This window comes from Rhodococcus sp. WB9 (assembly GCF_007558985.1).
Taxonomy (GTDB): domain Bacteria; phylum Actinomycetota; class Actinomycetes; order Mycobacteriales; family Mycobacteriaceae; genus Rhodococcus_F; species Rhodococcus_F opacus.
The window spans coordinates 3,535,019-3,559,401 of sequence record NZ_CP041769.1 but is presented as its reverse complement, the minus strand read 5'-3'; the positions used below and the strand labels follow the sequence as shown (position 1 = coordinate 3,559,401).

Here is a 24,383-nt window from a genome sequence, read left to right as displayed (position 1 = left end):
GAACGAGGCGGCGCGCCGCCTCCCGGGGCGGGATACGGCGCCGACCTCGCAGTTCCACGATTCGATGGACCAGATTCTAGAACGTGTTCTAGTATCGGATCATGCAGCGACTCAGCGGTCTCGACGCGTCCTTCCTCTATCTCGAAACGTCGACGCAACTCCTCCACGTCTGCGGAGTCATCATCCTCGACGTCTCGACGGTTCCGGGCGGCTACACGTTCGCCCAGCTCAAGGCGGAGCTCGGCGCGCGCACCGAGGCGATTCCCTCGTTCCGGCGCAAGCTGCAGGACTCGAAATTCAACCTCGACCACCCCGTGTGGGTCGAGGACACCGACTTCGACATCGACCGGCACTGCCATCGTGTCGCACTCCCCGCTCCCGGCGGCCGCGACGAGCTGGCCGAGCTGTGCGGCGACATCGCAGGCATTCCCCTCGACCGCGCCCGGCCGCTGTGGGAGATGTGGGTGATCGAGGGCCTCGAGGACGGTTCCGTCGCCGTGATGTCGAAGATGCACCACGCCGGGGTCGACGGCATCACCGGCGCCAACATGATGGCCCAGCTGTGCGGACTCGAACCGGACGCACCACGCCCAGACCCCGACGACTCCGCCGAGAGCGCGGGGCAGGCGAGCATACTCGACATCGCCGTCGGCGGGCTGCTCGCGGTCGCGTCCCGGCCCGCGAAACTGCTGAGGATCGTCCCGCAGAGCCTGACTCTGCTACCCCGCTGGATCGGCCGGGCCCGACGCGGCGAGGCGATGCCCGCACCGTTCACCGCGCCGCGCACGTCCCTGAACGGCACGTTGACCAGTCACCGCAACCTCGCGTTCACCCAGCTCGACCTCGAGAAGGTCAAGACGGTCAAGGACGCGTTCGACGTCAAGGTCAACGACGTGGTGCTCGCGCTGTGCTCGGGCGCGCTGCGGAAGTACCTGCAGCACCGCCGGGAGCTGCCCGACAAGTCGCTGGTCGCCATCGTCCCGGTGTCGGTCCACGGAAAGTCGGACCGGCCGGGCACCAACCAGGTGTCGGGCATGTTCACCGAGCTCGGCACCCAGATCGAGGATCCGGCCGAACGCCTGCTCGCGATCGGCGAGCACAACTCGACCTCGAAGGAACACAACGAGACCCTCGGCGCGAGCCTGCTGCAGGACTGGTCCCAGTTCGCCGGGCAGGCCGTGTTCGGCACCGCCATGCGCCTCTACTCGACCCTCGGCCTGGCGGAGCGGCATCCGGTGGTCCACAACCTGGTCATCTCCAACGTGCCCGGACCGTCGGTCCCGCTGTACTTCCTGGGCGCCCTGATCAAGGCGATGTATCCGCTGGGACCGATCTTCCACGGCGCGGGACTCAACGTGACGGTGATGTCGCTGAACGGTCAGCTCGACGTCGGCCTGATGAGCTGCCCGGAACTGGCACCCCACCTCTGGGACCTCGTCGACGCGTTTCCCGCGGCGTTGGACGAGCTCGTCGAAGCAGCGGGGAAACGGTCGTGAACCCGCCGGTGCGCTGCGGGAATCCCGAAGCGACGTAGAGTCAGCTGTCATGTCCGAAGTCACCGACGACGCCTCGTCACCCGGCCCCGCCGAAGAGTCCGGCCGGCAGATCGTTCCCCTGCTCGCACCCCGGGACGGCGTGCCCGACGTCGTGACCACGGCGGAGGGTGTCGCGAAGGCCGCGGCCGCACTGAGCGAGGGCACCGGGCCGCTGGCGGTCGACGCCGAGCGGGCGTCCGGCTTCCGCTATTCGGCGCGGGCGTATCTCGTGCAGCTGCGCCGGGAGGGTGCGGGGACGGTGCTCCTCGACCCGATCCCCACCGCCGCCGATCTCGCCCCGCTGGCGGAGGTGATCAATCCGCTGGAGTGGATCCTGCACTCCGCCGACCAGGATCTGCCGGGGCTCGCCGAGATCGGCCTGGCGCCGGCGACACTGTTCGACACCGAACTGGCGGGGCGCCTCGCCGGGTTCGAACGGGTCGGTCTCGCCGCGATCGTCGAGCGGACGCTGGGCCTCGAACTCCGAAAGGGCCACGGCGCCGCCGACTGGTCGAAGCGGCCGCTGCCCGATTCCTGGCTGAACTACGCAGCCCTCGACGTCGAGGTTCTGGTCGAGTTGCGGAACGTGATGGCCGCGGAACTCGACGAGCAGGGCAAGAGCGAGTGGGCAGCACAGGAGTTCGAGCACATCCGGATCGCAGGGCCACCGAAGCCCAAGGCCGACCGCTGGCGGCGGACATCGCACATCACGTCGCTGAAGACGCAGCGGCAACTCGCCGCGGCACGGTCCCTGTGGCAGGCCCGCGAGGACCTCGCCCGCAAACGCGACGTCTCCCCCAGCCGGGTCCTGCCGGATTCGGCGATCATCGACGCCGCGACGAAGGACCCCCGGGGTATCGAAGCGCTCCGGGCGCTGCCGGTGTTCGGCGGTCCCCGCCAGCGGCGGCACTCCCGGATCTGGCTGCAGGCGCTCGAGGATGCCCGGGCACTGCAGGACACCGAGCTTCCTCCGAAGACCCCGCCGTTCACGGGACCGCCGCCGGCGAGCCGGTGGGCGCGGCACGACCCCGAGGCCGCCGAGCGGCTGACGGCGGCCCGCGCCGCGCTGGCCGCCCTCGGCGCGGAGGTGTCGGTGCCGGTGGAGAACCTGGTGACCCCGGAACTCGTCCGCAGGTTGTGCTGGGACTGGACGGACCCTGAGGACGGCGAAGTCGAGGCGGCGATCGACCGGGTGCTCGGCGAGGGCGGGGCCCGCCCCTGGCAGCGGAGGCTGACCGTGCCCGCGCTGGCGAGCGCACTGCTCTCCGCGGCCGAGCGGAGGGGCTCCGGCGGCGGCTGACCGACAGCAGCGACACGCGGGGTGAGCGCGTGAATTCCCGATGAGGTACCCATTAAGTTACCCGCGAGTAACGGTAGGGGTACGCTGGTCTGGAGGCCGGACGCCTGGCCGTGATCCGGAACCAAACTGCTCCATCAGGAGGAATTCGCGTGGCTCCATCCACCACAACTCAACGCAACGTCGTGTTCGTCGACGGCATCCGCACTCCGTTCGGCAAGGCCGGCCCCAAGGGCATCTACGCGGAGACCCGCGCGGACGACCTCGTCGTCAAGACCATCCGCGAGCTGCTTCGCCGTAATCCGCAGCTCGACCCCGCGCGCATCGACGAGGTCGCCATTGCCGCGACCACACAGACGGGCGATCAGGGTCTCACCATCGGCCGCACCTCCGCGATCCTGGCCGGGCTTCCCGAGACCGTCCCCGGTTTCGCCATCGACCGCATGTGCGCCGGTGCCATGACGTCCGTCACCACCACCGCGTCGGGCATCGGCTTCGGCCAGTACGACGTGGTGATCGCCGGCGGCGTCGAGCACATGGGCCGCCACCCGATGGGCGAGGGCGCAGACCCGAACCCCCGGTTCCTCGCCGATCGCCTCGTCGATCCCAGCGCGCTCGTGATGGGCAACACGGCCGAGAACCTGCACGACCGGTTCCCGACCATCACCAAGGACCGCACCGACGCGTACGCCGTCGCGAGCCAGAACAAGTACGAGGCCGCCCGCAAGGCCGGCTTCATCGCCGACACCCTCGTGCCCGTCGCCATCCGCTCCGCCGCGGGCTGGGGTCTGGCCACCGAGGACGAGCCGCCGCGCCCGGGCACCACACTCGAGGACCTTGGCAAGCTGAAGACGCCGTTCCGTCCCGCGGGCCGCATCACCGCGGGTAACGCCGCCGGTCTGAACGACGGCGCGACCGCCGCCCTCCTCGCCGGTGAGGACACCGCGCTCGAACTCGGACTGCCGATCGGCATGCGCATGGTCGGATTCGCGTTCCAGGGCGTCGACCCCGCCGTCATGGGCATCGGCCCGGTGCCGGCCACCGAGAAGTTGCTGGCCCGTACCGGCCTGAAGATCGAGGACATCGGTCTGTTCGAGATCAACGAGGCCTTCGCCGTTCAGGTCCTCGCGTTCCTCGAGCACTACGGCATCGCCGACGACGATCCGCGAGTCAACCAGTGGGGCGGCGCCATCGCGTGCGGCCACCCCCTCGCGTCCTCCGGTGTCCGCCTGATGACCCAGCTGTCCCGCCAATTCGCCCAGCGCCCCGACGTCCGCTACGGCCTGACCACCATGTGCATCGGTCTGGGCATGGGCGGAACCGTGATCTGGGAGAACCCGAACTTCGATGGAGCCAAGTAGATGACCGACATTGCAACGGCATTCGCCGACGAGGTCGTGACCAACGCGTACACCAAGATCGTCGCCGTACCCGGCATCGAGGGCCCGGTCGCGCTGATCACCCTCGACAACGGTTTCGACCACACCAAGCCGTCGTCGTTCGGCCCGGGCGGCCTGAAGGCCCTCGACGCCGCACTGGACGAGGCGTTCGCCGCCCATCCCGTCGCGATCGCGATCACCGGCAAGCCCTTCATCTTCGCCGCCGGCGCGGACCTCAAGGGTGTTCCGAGCATCACGAACCGTGACCAGGCGCTCGAACTCGGCCGGCTCGGGCACACGGTGTTCCGCCGGCTGCGCGAATCGTCCGTGCCGACGTTCGCGTTCGTCAACGGCGTCGCACTCGGCGGCGGGCTCGAGGTCGCGCTGCACAGCCACTACCGCACCGTATCCGAGAGCGCGGGCGCCCTGGGTCTGCCCGAGACGTTCCTCGGACTGGTGCCGGGCTGGGGCGGAACGCAGTTGCTGCCCAACCTCATCGGCCCCTCGAACGCCGTCACCGTCGTCCTCGAGAACGCGCTGAACCAGAACAAGACGCTCAACCCGAAGAAGGCCCTCGAGCTCGGCGTCGTCGACGCAGTGTTCGGTTCGGCCGACTTCCTCGAGCAGTCGTTCGCCTGGGCCGCGCAGGTCCTGGCCGGCGAGATCACCCCCGCGCGTCCCGAGATCGACCGGGGCAAGGGCTGGGACGACGCGATCGCCCGCGCGAAGGCCGTCGTCGAGGGCAAGACCAAGAACTACGCCCCCGGACCGGTCAAGGCCGTCGAACTCCTCGAGCTGGCCCGGACCACCGATCTCACCGATCCCACGTCGCTCGACAAGGGCTTCGCCGCCGAGGACGAGGCGCTCGCCGACCTGCTGCTCGCCGACGAGCTCCGCGCAGGTCTGTACGCGTTCGACCTGGTGAACAAGCGTGCCAAGCGTCCCGCCGGTGCACCGGACAAGTCCCTCGCCCGCAAGGTCACCGGTGTCGGCATCGTCGGTGCCGGTCTGATGGCCAGCCAGCTCGCGATGCTGTTCGTCCGTCAGCTCAAGGTGCCGGTGATCCTCACCGACATCGACCAGGAGCGCATCGACAAGGGTGTCGGCTACGTCCACGGCGAGATCGACAAGCTCCAGGGCAAGGGCCGGTTGTCGCCGGACGCAGCGAACCGCCTCAAGGGTCTCGTGTCCGGCTCGCTGGACAAAGCCGCGTTCGCGAAGACCGACTTCGTGATCGAGGCCGTGTTCGAGAACCTCGATCTGAAGAAGAAGATCTTCGCGGAACTCGAGGAGCACATCGCCCCCGAGACCATCCTGGCGACGAACACGTCTTCGCTGTCGATCACCAAGATGGCCGCGGACCTGAAGCACCCCGAGCGGGTGGTCGGCTTCCACTTCTTCAACCCGGTCGCCGTGCTGCCCCTGCTCGAGGTCATCAAGGGCGAGAAGACCGACGACGCCACGCTGGCAACGGCATTCGCCACCGCCAGGGCGATCAAGAAGTCGGCCGTCGGTTCCGCCGACCTGCCCGGGTTCGTCTTCAACCGGCTCCTGATCCGCACCCTCGGTGAGGTCATGAACGCGGTCGACGAGGGGACCCCGTTCGAGGTGGCCGACAACGCCATCGCCGAACTCGGCATGCCGATGACCCCGTTCACCCTGCTGGCCCTCGTCGGGCCGGCGGTCGCGCTGCACACCGGTGAGACCCTCGCCGAGGCGTACCCCGAGCGCTTCCACAACTCCCCCGGACTCGAGGCGCTGGTCGAGGCCAAGAAGTCGGCGGTGTGGAGCTACGGCGCCGACGGCAAGCAGGTCGTCGACCCCGAGGTCGCCGAACTGTGGAAGCAGGGCGACAAGGCGTCCACGTCCGAAGAGGTTCTGGATCGCACGCGTCGCGCGTTCGCCGAAGAGATCCAGATCATGCTCGACGAGGGTGTCGTCGCCGCGGCCGAGGACATCGACCTCTGCCTGATCCTGGGCGGCGGGTTCGGTTTCTGGAACGGTGGCATCACGCCGTACCTGGACCGCACCGGCACGTCCGAGGCCGTCAACGGCAAGCGGTTCCTGGCGCCGGGCGTCGCGAGCGTCTGACCCGGAGGTGAGTGGCGACGTGTGCCCCGGCACACGTCGCCACTCACCTGCTCAGGGGACGGGGTATGTGATCGGCGGCGGCGAGCGCCTGGCGGGCGTACGCCCGCACGTCGGCGTCCGTGTCCTCGAGCGCAGTGGTGAGCGCGCCGACGGCGGCCCGGTCGCCCGGCCACCGGCCGAGTGCGAGGACGGCGGCCTTGCGCACGTCGAGGTGCGCATCCGTCAGGGCGTCCGCCAGCGCGGCCACCGCGACTTCGGGATCCGCTCCGGCGAGTGCCCGCGCGGCGCCCTGCCGGATCTGCCAGGCCGACTCCCGCAGCGCCGCCGCCGCAAGGGTCACGTCGTCGCCGGTGCAGCCCAGACTCGCGAACGCCGTGAGCGCGGCGGCGCGCACGAGCGGATCGCGGTCGCCGGCCAGCGAGCGCACGGTGTCGACGCCGCCGAGCCCGATGGTGGCCAGGCCGTGTGCGACGGTGATCCGCACTTCCCGGTTCTCGTCGTGCGCGCCCGCCGCCACCGACTCCCACCGGTCCAGCGACACCAGCGCCCGCACCGCTTCGATCCGGACGTGGTGATCGCCGTCGGACAGCGCCGTCAGGAACTGCTCCGCCGAACCGGCGTGCAACGCGCGCAGAACGTCGACCACGGCGGCCCGGACCACGGCGTCACCCGACCCCAGGTGGTCGGCCAGTCCGTCGGCGGACGGCAGCACCTCGACGAGTTCGCGCAGGCCGTCGGCGGCAGCGCGGCGCACCGTCACCGCACCGTCGCCGAGGGCGTCGACGAGGGCCGCCCCGAATCCGTCCGGGGTTCCTTCCGTCAGCACCGAGAGTGCCGTGACGCGGACCTGCGGGTCGGCGTCGCCCAGATACGGTGCAAGCTCGGCGACGCCCGGCGCGTCGAGTCCGAGGACCGCGACGATGGCCGGTGACGACGGCTCCTGCCGGACCGGCGCCGCGATGCGCGAGCGCTCCTCCACCGGGGCACGCCCCCCGACCAGCGGCGGCTGCGCGACGGGTACGACCGTCCGGTCCACCGGCGGAAGGGAATCGAGACCGGGCACCGGCACGAAGTACGGCTCGACGGGGCGTTTGAGGAATTCCATGTCGCCGTTCTCGCCGCGCCGCAGATTCAGGTGGTATCCCCATTCGTCGTCCCGCTGCTCCGGGAGATCCGCCCGTTCGTGGTAGAGCCCCCAGCGACTTTCGGTCCTGGTGAGGGAACTGCGGGACGCCATTTCCGCGCAGTCCCGGATGAACGTGACCTCCGCGCAGCGCATCAGTTCGTGCGGGGTGGTCGCGCCCATCCCGGCGATCTCCCCCGCCATCCGTTCGAACGTCTCGACGGCGATCGACAGCTTCGTCGCCGTCTTCGGCGGCGAGACGTAGTCGTTGACGAAGCGGCGCAGCTTGTACTCGACCTGCGGCTGCGGCGGCCCCTCCGGGTTGCGCAGCGGCCGGTAGATCAGCTCGTGCGCGGCGGCCAGCTGCTCCGCGGGCAGCGCGGCCGGCGCCTCGACGTCGGGCAGGGTGCCGGTGGCGTGCGATCCGGCGAGGTCGCCGTACACGAAGGCGCCGATCATGTAGTTGTGGGGGACGCAGGCGAGGTCGCCTGCCGCGTACAAGCCGGGGACGGTGGTCGCGCCGTGCTCGTCCACCCACACCCCGGACGCGGAATGCCCGCTGCACAAGCCGATCTCGGAGATGTGCATCTCGATGTCGTGGCTGCGATAGTCGTGACCGCGGTTCGCGTGGAACGTGCCGCGGGTGGGGCGTTCGGTGGTGTGCAGGATCGACTCGAGCGTGTCGAGGGTTTCCTCCGGGAGGTGTCTGACCTTGAGATAGATGGGCCCGCGAGCGGATTCGATCTCGCTCTTGACCTCGCTCATCATCTGCCCCGACCAGTAGTCGGAGTCGACGAACCGCTCCCCCTCGGCGTTCACCTGGTAGCCGCCGAACGGGTTCGCGACGTACGCGCACGCCGGGCCGTTGTAGTCCTTGATCAGTGGGTTGATCTGGAAGCATTCGATGCCGCTCAGCTCGGCTCCCGCGTGATAGGCCATCGAGTAGCCGTCACCGGCGTTGGTCGGGTTCTCGTACGTGCCGTAGAGGTACCCCGATGCCGGGAGCCCGAGCCGGCCACACGGACCGGTCGCGAGGATCACCGCCTTCGCCCCGACCGCGACGAACTCACCGGTGCGGGTGTTCAGCGCCGCGGCCCCGACGGCGCGGCCGTTCTCCGTCAGCACCCGGACGGGCATCAGCCGGTTCTCGATGCGGATCTTCTCCCGCATCTTCCGCTGCCGCAGCACCCGGTAGAGAGCCTTCTTCACGTCCTTGCCCTCGGGCATCGGCAGCACGTACGAGCCGGAGCGGTGCACCCGGCGGACCGCGTATTCGCCGTACTCGTCCTTCTCGAACTTCACGCCGTACTTCTCGAGGCGCTGCACCATCGCGAAACCGCGGGTCGCCGTCTGGTACACGGTGCGCTGGTTGACGATCCCGTCGTTGGCTCTGGTGATCTCGGCGACGTAGTCCTCGGGTTCGGCCTTGCCGGGGATGACGGCGTTGTTGACGCCGTCCATTCCCATTGCGAGCGCGCCGGAATGGCGCACGTGCGCCTTCTCGAGCAGGAGCACGTTCGCGCCGTTCTCGGCGGCGGTCAGTGCCGCCATCGTGCCGGCGGTGCCGCCACCGATCACGAGCACGTCGCAATCGAGACGGACGGTGTCGGTGAGGTCGGGGATGTCCATCAGGTCTCCGAAGTGTGGTTCAGTGCGGCGAGCACGTCGGCGCGCGCGGCACGGGTGTCGGGGTGGTCGAGGTGGTCGCGGTCCCGGGGGTGCGGGATGTCGACGAGCGCCCGCAGCGGCTCGCCGGCCCGGCCGAGCACCGCGACGCGATCACCGAGCAGCACCGCCTCGTTCACGTCGTGGGTCACGAACACCACGGTGGTCGGGTGAGTACTCCACGTGTCGACGAGCAGTCGCTGCATGACGCCGCGGGTCGGCGTGTCGAGGGCACCGAACGGCTCGTCCATCATCACGGCCCGCGGAGCCCCGGCGAGGCCGCGCGCCAACTGCACTCGTTGCCGCATGCCGCCGGACAGGTTCTTGGGCAGGAAGTCGCCGAACCCGGTCAGACCCACCTCCGCGATCCAGCGATCGGCGGTCTCACGGCGTCCCTTGCGGGGCTCGCCGCGGAGCGCGAGGGCCAGCTCGATGTTCGAGCGCACCGTGCGCCACGGGAGGAGCGCGTTGTCCTGGAAGACGACGGCCCGGTCCCGGGACGTCGACTCCACCGCCGCGCCGTCGGCGACGACGCGGCCCGAATCGGGCGGCAGCAGACCGGCCAGTGCGCGCAGCACGGTGGACTTGCCGCACCCCGAAGGTCCGGTGAGCACGAGGATCTCGCCGGGGACCACGGTCAGCGACAGCGAACGGATGACGGGGTTCCCGGTGTAGGACAGGGTGACGTCGTCGAGGACCAGCGACATGCCGGCAGTCACGGACGCTCCGGCGGTGGCGGTCATGCGCGCTCCCCTCGTGGCAGCCAGCGTGTGACGCGCCTGCCGAGCAGTTCGACTGCGCCGGACGTCGAGAATCCGAGGATGCCGATGGTGATCATGCCGACGAAGACGCCGGGATAGTCGACGATCGTGTACGCCTGCCAGGTGCGGTAGCCGACACCGAGCCTGCCGGAGATCATCTCGGCGGAGATCACGCAGATCCACGCCACCCCGATCCCGACAGACAGTCCACCGAACACGCCGGGCAGGATTCCGGGCAGCACCACCCGGGACAGCACGTCCCAGCGTCCGCCGCCGAGCGTGCGCACCGAGTCCTCCCACAATGTCGGGAGGGCCCGGACGGCGTGCCGGGTGCTCACCATGATCGGGAAGAACGCGGCAACGAACGTGATGAATACGATGCCGGCCTCGGCGCTGGGGAACAGCAGGATCGCGACGGGCACCACCGCGATGGCGGGGATCGGCCGCGCGAGCTCCGTCAGCGGACCGAGGACGTCGGCGAACAGTTCCCATCTGCCGAGGGCGATTCCGGTGGCCACACCGACCACGGTCGCGAGTCCAAATCCGCTGAGGATGCGGATCAGCGACTGCCCGAGGTCGAGGTAGAACAGGTCGCTCTGCAGCTGGGTTCCGAACGCGGACACGATGTCGGTGACGGTGGGGAGCGTGTCGAACCGCAACCACACCCGCACGTCGTTGGCGGTCAGCAACTGCCACGCGACGATTGCCGCGATCACGGACGTGATCCGCACGAGACGTGACCGCCACGGCGAGGTTCGCCGGCGCGCCGATGCCGAATCGTGTTCTTCGACAGCGGATTCGGTGTCGACCAGGACCGTGGACTGTTGCAGGGTGGTCACTGCCGCACCTCCTCGACCGCGCGGTCGTACGTGACCACGACAGCCGTGGGGTGCGCGCGCAGGTAGCGGTCTGCCGCGGCGACGGTGGTGAAGGGCAGGAAGTTGTCGCCGTCGCGCACCCACACCGATTTGTCCGCGAACCACCGGGTGCCCAGTTCGGCGTCGGGAACGTAGGCGGCGCGCACGGCGCGTCCCTCGGCCCGGGCCTGCTTCACCGCCCGGAGCAGGCACGTCGGGTTCGCGGCCGGCTGCGTCTCGGTGGCGCCGTCGAACCAGACCTCCCCGGCCAGTGCCGGATCGCTCGGGGCGGTGGCGCACACGGGATCGGCGCCGGTGACCGACGTCGGGTTGGCCGTGGACGCGAGCGTGGCGTCGTAGTCCTGCCCGTCGGCCTCGAACGCGGACCGGAGCGGAGCGTCGTTCACGAAGCCGTCTACGTCGAGGTCGGCGAAGTCGCCGATCGACTTCAGGTACGGCACATCGTTCTTCAGCGCACCGATCAGGTCAGGCTCGAGCGTCGTGTCGAACGACGTGCCGCCCGGGCCGTTGTACAGGTACACGACCTCCTGCGGCAGGCCGCTCGCGTCGGCCACGATCCGTGACGCCTCGAGCGGTTGCGTCTGGACGAACCGCGTGGCGTCGAGCTGCGCCCGAAGGAACGCGTCGAGAACCTCGGGGTGTTCGTCCGCGTACGCCTCACGGGCCACCACACCGTGCAGGGTCGGGGTTCGGAGTTCGGCGCCGTCGTACAGCAGCTTGGCCTTGTCCTGGAAGACGAGAAGCCCGGGCCAGGCGACGAACTGCGACAGCGCCGCCACCTGACCGGACTCCAGGGCAGAGGATCCGACCTGCGGCTGCTGGTTGAGCACTTCGACGCCGGTACCCGGGTCGATTCCGGCGCGGTCGAGTGCCTGGACGAGGGTGCCGTGGCCTGCGGAGCCGACGCTCGCGGACACCTTCTTGCCGGCCAGGTCGCCGAGTGTGGTCGCCGGTGAATTCGGTGGCACCACCACCATGTTCAGTGCGCCCTCGGGGTTGTAGCCGGTGACCGAGACGATCTCCGTCTTCGAGCGCGGGTTCGCCTGGGTGCGGGAGCCGTTGATCAGCATGGGGTAGTCGCCCATCGATCCGATGTCGATCTTCTCGGCCACCATCTGGGCGGTGATCGGCGCCCCGGTGTCGTAGTCCTGCCACTCGACGGAGTACTTCGTTCCGGTCTGTTCCGTCACGTCCTGCAGGCGCTGTTCGAGGTATCCCTGTGCGCGCAGCAGCGTTCCGGCGGTGACGGTGTTGATCGTCTTGGACTGGTACCCGATCACGAGTGTGACCGCATCACCGTTGTCGGCCGAGGGTTCGAGGGAGCAACTCGTCGCCACGAGTGTCAGTGCCGCGGCGGCGATCGCAAGGGCGGAAGAGCGTCGCTTCATCTGGGTGGTCTTTCGCTCAGCGGAGGAGGTACGGCATGTTCACGGTGACCGCGCCGGTCGGGCAGCGAGCAGCGCAGGGACCGCAGTACCAGCATTCGTCGACGTGCATGAAGGCCTTGCCGTTCTCCGGATTGATGGCCAGCGAATCGAGCGGGCAGATCTCGACGCACAGGGTGCAGCCCTCGATGCACAGCGACTCGTCGATGGTGACGGGTACGTCGGCTCGTTGATTGACCAAGGTCATGAGGTGAGCTCCCAGTTCGTGATGTCGGGTCGGCGGACGAGGCTACTGCGCATGGTGATTCGGTCACCGCGCATGCGGATGTATTCGAGGTCGACGGGACGTCCGTCGACGAGCCGGGTGAGGCGTTCGAGCAACAGGAGCGCCGCACCCTCGGGCGTCTGGAGGTTCGCGGCGGAATGGGCGTCGGCGTTCACGGATTCGATCGCCAGATCGGCGGAGCCGAGGGGCTGACCGCACACCTCCTCGATCAGCGCGAACACGTCGTTGGTTTCGAGGTCGTGGCCGAGGATCTCGGCTCCGATGTCGGGAACGAGGTACGTGAGGTCCAGGCTGAGCGGCAGGTCGCCGAGATAGCGCACCCGCTCGATGTAGACGGCAGGTTCGCCCGGCTCCAGCTGCAGGCGGCGGGCGACGGCGGGCGGCGGGCTGATCTCCAGGGCGGCGCGGACGTCGTTGCGGACATCGCCGTGCCCCTTGAGCGTCTCCTTCAACCCGAGCAGGGCGTCGAGACCGTGGTCGTACTTGCGCTGCGCCACGTGCGTTCCCACGCGCGGGGCCCGGTCGATGTGCCCCTCCTGCTTCAGCAGCGCCAGCCCGTCGCGTACTGCATTGCGCGACACGCCGAACTCGGCGGCCAACTCCGATTCCGACGGCAATCCGCGCTCGGCGAAGGAGTCCGCGTGGATCTGCTGACGGAGCAGGTCGGCGAATCTGCGCGCATGGTCCGCGCGGGAACTGCGCGACGCCGTCCGGAGGGGAGTCGGATTCACCACCGTGGTTTCCTTCGTCGATAGTGCGTGTGAGCTGGACGAAGACAAACGCTAACGGCACTCGGCGGGGCACGGAGTCGCCGCGAACAGCCGCTCGGGGCGCCCCCGCGAATCGGCCGGGTCCGCGCCGGGACCGGAACGCCTCACCAGCGGAAACACGGCAACGACCCGGCAATGCGCCAGGCCGGGCCGGGCCGGGAAGTTTCAATCAGGGTGATTCGAAGTCGCGACGTCCGCCCGTCGAGCGATCAAGTATAGGTTAGGCTTACCTTCTGTTTTCGCCCCGAAGGAGTCGTTGCCGTGTTCGCACCCACCGCCAGACGTCAGCTCGCCGTCGCACTCGCCGTGGCCAGTTCGACCCTCTTCCTCGCCTCGTGCTCGTCCGGCGACAACGGAGGAACCACGGAAGCGTCCGGTGAGGGGTTTCCGGTCACCATCGAGAACACGTTCGGATCGACCACCCTCGACGCGGCGCCCGAACGTATCGTCACGCTCGGATGGAACGCCCAGGACGTCGTGTACGCGCTCGGCGAGACACCGGTCGGTATGCCGAAGTACACGTACGGCGCCGAGGCAAATGGTGTGATGCCCTGGCTGCAGGACCGATTCGATCCGTCCGCGACCACGTTGCTCGACGCGGCCACGTCCACGCCCATCGAGGGCGTCGCGTCGCTGGCTCCCGATGTCGTGCTCGCCCCGTACGAGGGGTTCGACCAGGCGACGTACGAGAAGCTGTCGGGAATCGCCCCCACGGTGGCGTATCCGGACAAGGCGTGGCAGACCACGTGGCAGGACCAGACCACGCTGGTCGGACAGGCACTCGGCAAGAGCGCCGAGGCGGAGCAGTTGGTGGCCGGTCTCGACGACACCCTCGCCCAGACCGCCGCCGCACATCCCGAGTTCGCCGGCAAGACGATCTCGGTGATCAACTTCGACACCGACGCCGCGACGGTCAACGTCTACATGCCCTCCGATCCCCGTGTCCAGGTGCTGACCCAGCTCGGGTTCACCGTGTCTCCCGGTGTGCAGAAGCTGGCTGCGGCGAATGATCCGGACAAGTTCTTCGCCGACATCTCCGTGGAGAACATCTCCGATGTGGACGCCGACGTCGTGGTCGCGTTCGTCCCGGAGAACACCACCGTTGCCGCGAACCCGGCGTACGCGAATCTCGGTGCCATCGGGCGTGGAACCGCGGTCGCGCTGTCGGACACGAAGATCATCTCGGGGCTCAGCCAGACCAGCGTTCTCGCGACACCGTGGGTTCTGGACAAGCTGACGCCTCAGCTGAGCGAGGCCGCGAAGAATGCGGGTGCCTGAACTCCCGCCTGACAGGCGGTCTCGGGCGTAGCGTGATTCGAGACACAAATTTCCGCTGTGCCCGCATCAGGAACGCTCGCCGAAAGCAGGTATGCGATGACGCAGATGTCCGAAAGACACACCGCGAAGGTCATCGGCGTCACCGTCGCCGCCGCGGTAGGTGGATTTCTCTTCGGTTTCGACAGCTCGGTCATCAACGGCGCCGTCGACTCCATCCAGGGCCACTTCGAACTCGGGTCGTTCTTCACGGGCTTCGCCGTGGCGATCGCCCTGCTCGGATGTGCTGTGGGCGCATGGTTTGCAGGCCGCCTCGCGGACCGCTGGGGCCGCAAGAAGGTGATGCTGCTCGGTTCGGTGCTGTTCGTCGTGTCCTCGCTCGGAGCGGGTCTCGCGTTCAGCGTCCCCGACCTGATGCTGTGGCGCGTCCTCGGCGGTCTCGGCATCGGTATCGCGTCGGTCATTGCGCCCACGTACATCTCGGAGATCGCGCCGGCCCGCTACCGCGGCGCGTTGGCGTCGCTGCAGCAGTTGGCCATTACTCTCGGCATCTTCGCCGCGCTGCTGTCGGACGCGGTGCTGCAGAACGCCGCGGGCGGCGCCTCCAACGAGTTGTGGCTGAACCTCGAAGCCTGGCGCTGGATGTTCATCGTCGGTGTGGTCCCCGCGGTCGTGTACGGCATTCTCGCCCTGCTCATTCCCGAGTCACCCCGCTACCTGGTCGGCAAGCACCTCGATCAGGAAGCGGCCGACATCCTCGCGAACATCACCGGTGAAGTCGACCCGCACGAGCGCGTCACCGAGATCCGGCTGACCCTCCGCCACGAATCCACGGCGTCGTTCGACGACATTCGCGGCCCGAAGTTCGGGCTGCAGCCCATCGTCTGGGTCGGCATCTTCATGGCCATCTTCCAGCAGTTCGTGGGCATCAACGCAATCTTCTACTACTCCACCACGCTCTGGAAGTCGGTGGGCTTCACCGAGAACGAGTCGTTCACCACGTCGGTGATCACCGCGACCATCAATGTGGGCATGACGTTCGTCGCCATCCTGTTCGTCGACCGGATCGGCAGGCGAATCCTGCTCATGGTCGGCTCGCTCGGCATGTTCGCGAGCCTGCTCATGGCCGCAATCGCCTTCTCCCAGGCGACGGGCAGCGGCGACGACGTCGTGCTCCCCAGCCCGTGGGGGGCGGTCGCGCTGATCGGCGCCAACCTGTTCGTGATCTTCTTCGCCTCCACCTGGGGCCCGGTCATGTGGGTGATGCTGGGCGAGATGTTCCCCAACAACATGCGCGCCTACGCACTCGGCATCAGCACGGCGGCGAACTGGATCGCGAACTTCACCGTCACGCTGTCGTTCCCGCCGCTCACCCGCTCGGTGGGGCTGTGGTTCCTGTACGGGCTGTTCGCGTTCTTCGCATTGCTGTCCTTCTTCTTCGTCCGGTCGAAGGTCCAGGAGACGAAGGGGATGGAACTCGAGGAGATGCACACCTGACCCAGGCACGAACGGATCCGGCCGAATCACAGTGTGATTCGGCCGGATCTCTGTATGGGGCGCTCGTACTACTGTCCGCTTTTCTCCGCGCGCTGCGCATCGAGGTCGGCGACGACACCGTTCTGCTGCCCGGGGCGCAGGTTCCCGAGGCCTGCGAACCATCCGGTGATCTGCCGGGCGACGTCCTGCGCGGTGAGGCCCAGTTCGGCATGGATCTGCGCACGCGATGCGTGGTCGAGGAACCGCTGCGGAACACCGAGGTCACGACAGGGGACGTCGACCCCGGCCGACCGCAGCGCGGCGGACACGGTGGAACCGACACCGCCGTGCAGCCCACTGTCCTCGACGGTGACGACCATCGTGTAGTCCTCGGCGAGCTTCACCAGCGACTCCGGGACCGGCAGGACCCACCTCGGGTCGACGACGGTCGCCGAGATGCCCTGCTGTTCCAGGCGTTCCGCCGCGGCGAGCGCGAGACCGGCGAACGCGCCGACCGACACGATGAGCACGTCGTTCCGCCCGGAGGGGGCGCGAAGGATGTCGACGACACCGTCGCGGCGGCTCACCGCGGGCACGTCGTCGCAGACCGTGCCCTTCGGGAACCGGAGCGCGGTCGGGCCGTCGTCGACGGCCAGCGCTTCGTCCAGTTCCTCCCGCAGGGTGGCGGTGTCGCGGGGAGCCGCGACCTTCATACCGGGGACGATGCCGAGCAGCGACATGTCCCACATGCCGTTGTGGCTGGCGCCGTCGTTGCCGGTGATACCCGCGCGGTCGAGAACGAGGGTGACGGGAAGCTTCAGCAACGCCACGTCCATCAGCAGCTGATCGAACGCGCGGTTGAGGAACGTCGAATACACCGCGACCACCGGGTGCAGACCCCCCAGGGCGAGGCCGGCCGCCGACGTCACGGCGTGCTGCTCGGCGATCCCGACGTCGAACATCCGGTCGGGATATTTCTCGCCGAACGCGGCGAGACCGGTCGGGCCCGCCATCGCCGCGGTGATCGCCACGATGTCCTGCCGGTGACTCGCCTGATCGATCAGCTCGGCCGAGAACACCGACGTCCAGTCGGCGGACGCCGAGCCGGCCGACTTACCCGTGATCGGGTCGATCACGCCGGTCGAGTGCATCTGATCGGCCACGTGGTTCTCGGCGGGCGCGTACCCCATGCCCTTGCGGGTGACGGCGTGGACGATGACCGGGCCACCGAACGCCTTCGCGCGGCGCAGCGCGGATTCGAGCGCGGCCTCGTCGTGTCCGTCGACCGGCCCGAGGTACTTGATGCCGAGGTCCGTGAACATCACCTGCGGGGCCACGGCGTCTTTGAGGCCCGCCTTCATGCCGTGCAGAACCGAGTAGGCGGTACGGCCCACCCACGGAAGTTTCTTCACCATCCGGCGGCCACTGTCGAGGATGCGCTCGTATCCCGGCTGGAGGCGGAGAGCCGCGAGGTGGTCGGCGAGACCACCGATGGTCGGCGCGTACGAGCGGCCGTTGTCGTTGACGACGATGACCACCGAGCGGTCCTTGCCTGCCGCGATGTTGTTCAGGGCCTCCCAGCACATGCCGCCGGTCAGAGCGCCGTCACCCACGACGGCCACGACGTGGCGGTCCTGACCGGTCAGTTCGAAGGCCTTCGCGAGGCCGTCCGCGTACGACAGCGACGCCGATGCGTGCGAGGACTCGACCCAGTCGTGGTCGCTCTCCGCCCGGCACGGGTATCCGGACAGGCCTCCCTGCTTGCGGAGCGAGTCGAAATCGTCCTTGCGGCCGGTGAGGATCTTGTGGACGTACGCCTGGTGGCCCGTGTCGAAGATGATCGGGTCGGCGGGCGACTCGAAGATGCGGTGCAACGCAAGGGTCAGTTCGACGACGCCCAGGTTGGGGCCGAGATGCCCACCGGTCGCCGCGACCTTCTGCACGAGGAACTCACGAATCTCCGCGGCGAGCTGCTTCATCTCCGCCGAATTCAGCTGACGAAGATCGTCAGGCGTCTGGATACGGGCAAGAACACCCAACGAGATCGCTCCCTCCGTGATGCACGCCGCCTTGCGTGCCTCTGCCGTGGCTTCGTGTCACGTCACAGTGGAACCAGTCTACGGAGCCGCCGGAGTGCGGGACACACGGTATGGGCCGGTGCGGCCCCGTATCGTGGGCTCGTCCTCGGGCATCCCGGCCACGGCCGTGACCGGCTTCACACAATTGTGCCGCCGGACGGGCCCCTCGGAACACCCGACAGCGTCGTGAACAGCCTCTAGGGTCGACTCATGAGCACCGTCGTGGACGCGCTGATCGGTAAAGTCTTCGCCGCGACCCGGGAGAACCGCAGCGGCGAGCTCGCCGACTACATTCCCGAACTCGCCGCGGTCGCCCCCGACTCGTTCGGAATCTGCATCGCCACCGTGGACGGCTTCGTGTACGAGGTCGGCGACACCCGCCTGCCGTTCACGATCCAGTCCATCTCGAAACCGTTCACGTATGCCCTGGCGCTCGCCGATCGCGGGTCCGGCGCCGTCGCCGAGAAGATCGACGTCGAACCGTCCGGGGAACCGTTCAACGAGATCAGCCTCGACCCGCGGACGGAGCGACCGCGCAATCCCATGATCAACGCCGGGGCGATCACCGCGGCGTCGCTGGTGGCCGGACCGGACCTGGACACCCGGTTCGAACGAATCCGGACCGCGTACTCCCGCTACGCCGGACGGGACCTGACGTTCAACCAGTCGGTGTACGAGTCCGAGTCCCGGACCGGGCACCGCAACCGGGCCATCGGCCACATGCTGCGCTCGTTCGACATCATCACCGGCGACCCCGACGAGGCCGTCGACCTCTACTTCCGCCAGTGCTCCGTCGACGTGACGTGCCGGGACCTGAGCGTGATGGCTGCGACGATGGCGAACAACGGCGTCAACCCCGTCACCCGGGAGACCGTTCTCGACCCGGCCCTCGTCGAGCGGGTTCTGAGCGTGATGTCGACGTGCGGCATGTACGACGCGGCGGGCAAGTGGGTGTACGAGGTGGGGTTGCCGGCCAAGAGCGGCGTCGGCGGCGGCATCATCGCGGTCCTGCCGGGTCAGATCGGCATCGCCGTCTACTCGCCGCGCCTCGACGAGCACGGCAACAGCGTGCGCGGGGTGGAGGCGTGCCGGGCCTTGTCGGCCGAGTTGGAGTTGCATTTCCTCCATGTCACCCGGGCCGCCCGTTCGGCGATCCGTGCCAGTTACTCCGTCGTCGACAGTCCGTCGCGGATGCGGCGCACTCCCGCCGAGCGGGCCGCCCTCGACGACGTCGGCAAGCGCAGCAGGATCTACGAGCTGCACGGCGACCTCCTCTTCGCCGGCGCGGAGTCCGCGGTGCGCGAGATCGGCGGGGTCGAGACCGAGCTCGAGGTCGTGGTGATCGACGTCCGGCGGGTGGACGACGTCGGCGGCATCGCGCGCCGCATGCTCGACAGTCTGCGCGACGAACTCACCCGTCGCGGCTGCGCAGTCGCCCTCGTCGATCCGGCGGGGCTGCTGGGCTACACGCGGTCGGATCTCACCGGAACGAGCGGGCGGGTGTTCGCCGACCTCGACGCCGCACTGCAGTGGTCCGAGGACACCCTCCTCGACCTGCACTGCGCCGCCCTCCGCCAGCCGGCATCGATCGACGTCACGCAACATCCGGTGCTGGCCGGACTTCCACCGGAGCAGCTGCGGCGACTCGCCCGCGACCTCGATATCCGCACGTTCACGCGCGACGAGCAGATCATCCACCGGGGCGACCGGGCGTGCGGGCTGTTTCTGATCCTGTCGGGCCGGGTCAGCATGAGAGTCACCGATTCCGGGGGTGCCGTGTACCGGATCATGACGCTCTCGACGGGCATGACCTTCGGCGAGATGACGATGCTGCTCGACTTGCACTTCCTCAACGACGTGTGCGCCGACTCCGACGTCACCGTCGCCGTACTCCCCGCGGAACGGTACGCCGACATGGCCGCTCACGAGCCCGGCCTCAAACTCGCTCTCCTCGAACGGCTTGCTGCCGGTGCCTACGAGCAACTCGACGTGGTGCTCCGGTCGCTGCTGCGGCCCTGATCCAGGACCGCCCACAGGAAATGCGATTGCCCGAATCGGAAAAATCGGACAGGCTTGGGGCTCGGAATCGACGACGCTCGAATCGAAAGCAGGGTGCAATGCTCTCAGCGACAAAGCTGGCCATCGAGACGACGGGACTCGTCAAGACGTTCGGATCCACCCACGCGGTCGACGGCCTGGATCTGGCCGTCCCCCTCAGGGGCGTGTACGGCGTCCTCGGACCGAACGGCGCGGGCAAGACCACCGCGATCCGGATGCTGGCCACGCTCCTGCCCCTCGACGGTGGAACGGCCACCGTGCTGGGGCACGACGTCGCGAGCGAACCGGACGCCGTGCGCAGCAAGGTTTCCCTCACGGGACAGTTCGCCTCGCTCGACGAGGATCTGACGGGCAGCGAGAATCTATTGCTGCTCGGCCGGCTGTACGGGTACTCCCGCGCGGCGGCCCGCACCCGGTCCGATCAGCTGCTGTCCGCCTTCGGGCTCGACGAGGCAGGCAACCGGCAGGTGAAGAACTACTCCGGCGGTATGCGCCGGAGGCTCGACATCGCGGCGAGCATCATCGTCACTCCGGAGATGATCTTCCTCGACGAGCCCACCACCGGTCTCGACCCGCGCAGTCGCAATCAGGTATGGGAGATCGTCCGCGCACTGGTGGCCGGCGGCACGACGGTTCTGCTGACCACGCAGTACCTCGACGAGGCGGATCAACTCGCCGACCGGGTGGCCGTCATCGACCACGGCAAGGTGATCGCCGAGGGCACCACCGGTGAACTGAAGGCCTCCGTCGGGTCGGGTGCCCTGCACGTGCGGGTCACCGACACCGCAACCCGTCCCGCGGCGGCAGCGCTGCTGAGGAACGTGCTCGAGGTGCCGATCACCGAAGAAGCCGATCCGGCCGCTCTCACCGCCCGTATCGACGACCCCGCCCGGGTCTCGCGGGCGCTGCCCGCACTCGACGACGCCGGAATCGCCGTCAGCACATTCGCATTGGGGCAACCGAGCCTCGACGAAGTCTTCCTCTCCCTCACCGGCCGACCCACCGAGGAGCATGCGTCATGACCTCCACCACCGACCGGACCGCCGACACCGCCACCGCTGTCGCCGACGTCCTGAAGATGCCCGGCCCGAGACCCGCGAGACCCACCGCGTGGTCCACCTCGCTCTCGTTCGGCTGGCGAGCCCTGCTCAAGATCAAGCACGTGCCCGAGCAACTGTTCGACGTGACGATGTTCCCGATCATGTTCACGTTGATGTTCACGTACCTCTTCGGCGGCGCGCTGGCCGGTTCGACCAGTGCCTACGTGCAGTTCCTGCTGCCGGGCATCCTCGTGCAGACGGTCGTCATGATCACCATGTACACCGGGCTGACGCTCAACAAGGACATCGAGAAGGGTGTGTTCGACCGGTTTCGGTCGCTCCCGATCTGGCGTCCGTCCCCACTCGTCGGCGCGCTGCTCGGTGACGTCGTCCGTTACACGATCGCCTCGATCATCGTTCTGATCCTCGGGCTCGTCCTGGGATTCCGTCCGGACGGCGGTCTCGTCGGTGTGGTGGCGTCGATCGGCCTGCTGCTGCTGTTCTCGTTCAGCCTGTCCTGGATCTGGACGATGTTCGCGATGCTCATGCGCACCGAGCAGGCGGTCATGGGTGTCTCGATGTTCATCCTGTTTCCGCTGACATTCGCCAGCAACATCTTCGTCGACCCCGCGACCATGCCGGGCTGGCTGCAGGCGTTCGTCGGCGTCAACCCGATCAGCAAGCTGGTGACGTCCATCCGCGGGCTCATGGCCGGGACGGTGGAGATGGCGGATCTCGCCGTCGTGTTCGGGTGGTGCGCCGGGTTCGTCGTGATCTTCGGACCGCTGACGATGCGCCTGTACAACCGTAAGGCGTGACGGTGGTGGCCACCGATCACGCCGAGAGATCGGTGACGGTGCGGGGATCCGGGATCGTGTCGGCGGTTCCGGATCTCGTCCGCGCCACCGTCACCGTGACCGCGACGCGTCCCGCGGTGGCCGAAGCGTTCGAGGCCGTCGCCCGGTCCACCACCGCCGTCACGGACACCCTGCGCGGGTACGGCGTCTCGGGGCCCGACCTCGCGACCACCGGGCTCTCCGTGCACTCCGAGACCACCTGGACCGAGGGCCGGGGCAGCGAGGTGACCGGCTACACCGCCGCGACGACGCTGCAGATCACCGTCCGGGAGGCCGGGGCGGCCGCATCGTCACCGGCGCAGGTGGTGGCCGCCTGCGTCGGCGCGGGTGGCGACGACATCCGTCTCGGCGGACTCGAATTCGACTTCGCCGATCCTGCCGCGCTGACGGCGACAGCCCGGGACCGGGCCTGGGCCGATGCTCTCGCCAAGGCGGAGCAGTACGCCTCGCTGTCGCGTCGTGTGCTGGGCGAGGTGCTCGACATCGCGGAAGTCGACATCGGTGACGTGTCCCCGCGGCCGGTCGCGAAGGCGTTCGCGGCGGCCGACTCCCCGATCGCCGTCGAACGCGGCGAGAAACCGACGCGGGTCGACGTCCGCGTGCGGTGGCGTCTCGTCTAGGCCCGGGGGGCCCGCTGCTGGACCGACGCGGCGAACGTGTCGTTGAGCTGCGTCAGCGACGTCACCGCCGCGAGCGCCTGTTCCTGGGACCAGCCTTCGAGCATGCCGCGCAGCCGTTCGGCCCGGCGCTCGGTCGTCTCGCGCAGAATGTCCATCCCGTTCGGCGACACCCGAATGCGGGAGGCACGCTTGTCGTCAGGATCGGCGGCGCGCGACACGTATCCCGCGTCGACCAACTCGGAAATCTGCCTGCTCAGCGAGGACTGACTGACGCACAGGTCGGCGGCCAGTTCATTCTGGCGGCACTCCCCGCGCGCGGCGAGCACGAAGAGCACGCTCGTCAGCGCCGGCGGGATCGGCGTCTCACCGCTCGCGGAGACCACCGCCCGCAGCGACCGCCCGAGTGCGAACACCGCATCGACGAGCGCTTGCGCAGTATCTGCCTGTACCGACATCCAGTCCCCGTCCCACACACCCACTACTTGCGGGCCGACTATAACGTTTTGTTGCGTTCGGTAACGATGCGCCGCTGTCAGCGCGTCAGCAACGCGATGCACTCCACGTGGTGGGTGAGAGGGAACGCATCGAAGGCGCGCAGCTCGTCGACATGATATCCCTGCGCGAGATACAGACCGATGTCGCGGGCGAACGACGCCGGGTCGCATCCCACGTGCACGACCCGTTCGGCGCCCGCGGCGGCGACCGCACCGATCACGTCACGTCCGGCACCCGCACGCGGCGGATCGAGCACCACGACCTGCGGCGGGGAGGCGAGCCCGGAGATGGCGCGCTCTACCCGGTCGGCGTGGAACCGCACCTGCGGCAGGTCGGAGAGTGCCGCCTTCCCGTCCGCGACGGCCTGGCGCGAGTACTCGACGGAATCCACGTGCCCGGACGGCCCGGCGCCGCCGGCGAGGGCGGCGGCGAACACACCCACTCCCCCGTACAGGTCCCATGCGGTCTCACCCGCGGACATCCCGGCCCATTCGGAGACCACGGCCGAATACGTTTCCGCGGCCCCGCGATGCGCCTGCCAGAACCCGGTGGCGGCCAGCGCCCATTCCCGGTCGCGCACCCGCTCCACCGGGCGACCCGATCCGACGACCACCCGCTCGGCGCGCGGCGCACCGCTGGCGGCGCGGCGTGCCATGGCACCGCGGCGCCCGGGACTCGTCCGGCCGGTCCGCGACACCTTCGGCGGAGCGATCTCGACCACGTGCCGCTCCCCCGCGCCGTCGAGAACGATCTGCACCTCGCTGCCGGGCTTCCAATCGTGTTCGCTCACACCGTCGTAGGCGGCCGACTCGATCTGCGGGCACGCCAGGTCCGTGACGATCCCGGAACTGCGGTGCCGGTGATAGCCGGGGCGGCCGTCCGGGTCGACGGCGAGCCGCACCCGCGTGCGCCAGCCGGTGCCGTCTCCGGTGCCGGGCAGTTCCTCGACGTCCACGTCCCGCTGCACCCGCGCGAGCCGCGCCAACTGCTCGGCCACGACCTGCGCCTTCATGTCCCGCTGCACGTGCAGGCTCGCGTGTGAGAAGTCGCAACACCCCGCGCCGCCCGGACCCGACACCGGGCACACCGGGATGACCCGTTCCGGGGACGCGTCGAGGATCTCGATCGCGTCGGCCCGGCAGTAGGACCCGCCGCGGTCCTCGGTGACGAGGGCGATCACCCGCTCGCCGGGCAGTCCGTGCCGGACGAAGACCACGCGGCCCTCATGGCGGGCGACGACGAAACCGCCGTGCCCGGGATTTCCCAGCCGCAGTTCGAGGCGGCGGTCCGACCAGTTCTCACTCAACGCTTCTC

At 68.8% G+C, this 24,383-nt stretch carries 19 protein-coding genes; 10 read left to right on the top strand and 9 right to left on the bottom strand.

Annotation, left to right across the window (positions count from 1 at the left end; translation table 11 throughout):
- The first annotated feature begins 101 nt into the window (after positions 1–101).
- The 4 genes from FND50_RS16505 (at position 102) to FND50_RS16490 (ending at position 6,302) form a co-directional block, all read left to right on the top strand.
- Positions 102–1,496 carry a wax ester/triacylglycerol synthase family O-acyltransferase gene (locus FND50_RS16505; RefSeq protein ID WP_144286386.1) on the top strand — a complete coding sequence of 465 codons (1,395 nt, stop codon included), beginning with the start codon at positions 102–104 and terminating at the stop codon, positions 1,494–1,496.
- 49 nt (positions 1,497–1,545) lie between these two features.
- Positions 1,546–2,835 carry a ribonuclease D gene (locus tag FND50_RS16500; protein ID WP_144286385.1) on the top strand — a complete coding sequence of 430 codons (1,290 nt, stop codon included), beginning with the start codon at positions 1,546–1,548 and terminating at the stop codon, positions 2,833–2,835.
- Between the two features lie 149 nt (positions 2,836–2,984).
- Positions 2,985–4,193 carry a thiolase family protein gene (locus tag FND50_RS16495; protein WP_007296313.1) on the top strand — a complete coding sequence of 403 codons (1,209 nt, stop codon included), beginning with the start codon at positions 2,985–2,987 and terminating at the stop codon, positions 4,191–4,193.
- Positions 4,194–6,302, top strand: coding sequence for a 3-hydroxyacyl-CoA dehydrogenase NAD-binding domain-containing protein (locus FND50_RS16490; protein ID WP_144286384.1), 2,109 nt, complete (start codon positions 4,194–4,196; stop codon positions 6,300–6,302). It begins immediately after the preceding gene.
- Positions 6,303–6,345: 43 nt separating this feature from the next.
- Here FND50_RS16490 and FND50_RS16485 read toward each other — a convergent pair whose 3' ends face one another.
- Genes FND50_RS16485 through FND50_RS16460 form a run of 6 tightly spaced genes read right to left on the bottom strand, consistent with a single transcriptional unit; the run spans position 6,346 to position 13,134 of the window.
- Positions 6,346–9,054: a fumarate reductase/succinate dehydrogenase flavoprotein subunit gene (locus tag FND50_RS16485; protein WP_144286383.1), complete on the bottom strand. Its 2,709-nt coding sequence runs from the start codon at positions 9,052–9,054 to the stop codon at positions 6,346–6,348.
- Complete coding sequence (locus tag FND50_RS16480) at positions 9,054–9,833, bottom strand: ABC transporter ATP-binding protein (RefSeq protein ID WP_144286382.1); 780 nt, start codon at positions 9,831–9,833, stop codon at positions 9,054–9,056. Before FND50_RS16480 ends, FND50_RS16485 begins: the two co-directional genes overlap by 1 nt.
- Complete coding sequence (locus tag FND50_RS16475) at positions 9,830–10,690, bottom strand: ABC transporter permease (protein WP_144286381.1); 861 nt, start codon at positions 10,688–10,690, stop codon at positions 9,830–9,832. The genes FND50_RS16480 and FND50_RS16475 overlap by 4 nt, the downstream gene beginning before the upstream one ends.
- Positions 10,687–12,117, bottom strand: coding sequence for an ABC transporter substrate-binding protein (locus tag FND50_RS16470; protein ID WP_144286380.1), 1,431 nt, complete (start codon positions 12,115–12,117; stop codon positions 10,687–10,689). Before FND50_RS16470 ends, FND50_RS16475 begins: the two co-directional genes overlap by 4 nt.
- Positions 12,118–12,133: 16 nt before the next feature.
- A complete protein-coding gene (locus FND50_RS16465) occupies positions 12,134–12,361 on the bottom strand; it encodes a ferredoxin family protein (RefSeq protein ID WP_005240903.1) in 228 nt (75 codons plus the stop codon).
- A complete protein-coding gene (locus FND50_RS16460) occupies positions 12,358–13,134 on the bottom strand; it encodes a GntR family transcriptional regulator (protein ID WP_144286379.1) in 777 nt (258 codons plus the stop codon). Before FND50_RS16460 ends, FND50_RS16465 begins: the two co-directional genes overlap by 4 nt.
- Before the next feature lie 297 nt (positions 13,135–13,431).
- On the opposite strand from FND50_RS16460, the gene FND50_RS16455 reads away from it, so the two are divergent.
- Both FND50_RS16455 and FND50_RS16450 read left to right on the top strand, forming a co-directional pair.
- Complete coding sequence (locus tag FND50_RS16455) at positions 13,432–14,448, top strand: iron-siderophore ABC transporter substrate-binding protein (RefSeq protein ID WP_144286378.1); 1,017 nt, start codon at positions 13,432–13,434, stop codon at positions 14,446–14,448.
- 96 nt (positions 14,449–14,544) lie between these two features.
- Positions 14,545–15,942 carry a sugar porter family MFS transporter gene (locus tag FND50_RS16450; protein WP_144286377.1) on the top strand — a complete coding sequence of 466 codons (1,398 nt, stop codon included), beginning with the start codon at positions 14,545–14,547 and terminating at the stop codon, positions 15,940–15,942.
- A gap of 68 nt (positions 15,943–16,010) precedes the next feature.
- On the opposite strand, the gene dxs is transcribed toward FND50_RS16450, so the two are convergent.
- A complete protein-coding gene (gene dxs, locus FND50_RS16445; RefSeq protein ID WP_144286376.1) occupies positions 16,011–17,960 on the bottom strand; it encodes a 1-deoxy-D-xylulose-5-phosphate synthase in 1,950 nt (649 codons plus the stop codon).
- 249 nt (positions 17,961–18,209) lie between these two features.
- On the opposite strand from dxs, the gene glsA reads away from it, so the two are divergent.
- The 4 genes from glsA (at position 18,210) to FND50_RS16425 (ending at position 22,574) form a co-directional block, all read left to right on the top strand.
- Entirely contained in the window at positions 18,210–20,018 is a 1,809-nt protein-coding gene (glsA, locus tag FND50_RS16440) for a glutaminase A (protein ID WP_144286375.1), read from the top strand.
- 98 nt (positions 20,019–20,116) lie between these two features.
- Positions 20,117–21,079 (top strand): ATP-binding cassette domain-containing protein, encoded by a 963-nt coding sequence (locus FND50_RS16435; RefSeq protein ID WP_144286374.1) that lies wholly within the window; start codon positions 20,117–20,119, stop codon positions 21,077–21,079.
- Positions 21,076–21,915, top strand: coding sequence for an ABC transporter permease (locus FND50_RS16430; RefSeq protein WP_144286373.1), 840 nt, complete (start codon positions 21,076–21,078; stop codon positions 21,913–21,915). The genes FND50_RS16435 and FND50_RS16430 overlap by 4 nt, the downstream gene beginning before the upstream one ends.
- Positions 21,912–22,574: an SIMPL domain-containing protein gene (locus FND50_RS16425; protein WP_144286372.1), complete on the top strand. Its 663-nt coding sequence runs from the start codon at positions 21,912–21,914 to the stop codon at positions 22,572–22,574. Before FND50_RS16430 ends, FND50_RS16425 begins: the two co-directional genes overlap by 4 nt.
- Here FND50_RS16425 and FND50_RS16420 read toward each other — a convergent pair.
- Positions 22,571–23,029 (bottom strand): MarR family winged helix-turn-helix transcriptional regulator, encoded by a 459-nt coding sequence (locus FND50_RS16420; protein WP_039950736.1) that lies wholly within the window; start codon positions 23,027–23,029, stop codon positions 22,571–22,573. The genes FND50_RS16425 and FND50_RS16420 overlap by 4 nt on opposite strands.
- 77 nt (positions 23,030–23,106) lie before the next feature.
- Positions 23,107–24,375: a class I SAM-dependent RNA methyltransferase gene (locus tag FND50_RS16415; protein ID WP_144286371.1), complete on the bottom strand. Its 1,269-nt coding sequence runs from the start codon at positions 24,373–24,375 to the stop codon at positions 23,107–23,109.
- Positions 24,376–24,383: the final 8 nt, after the last annotated feature.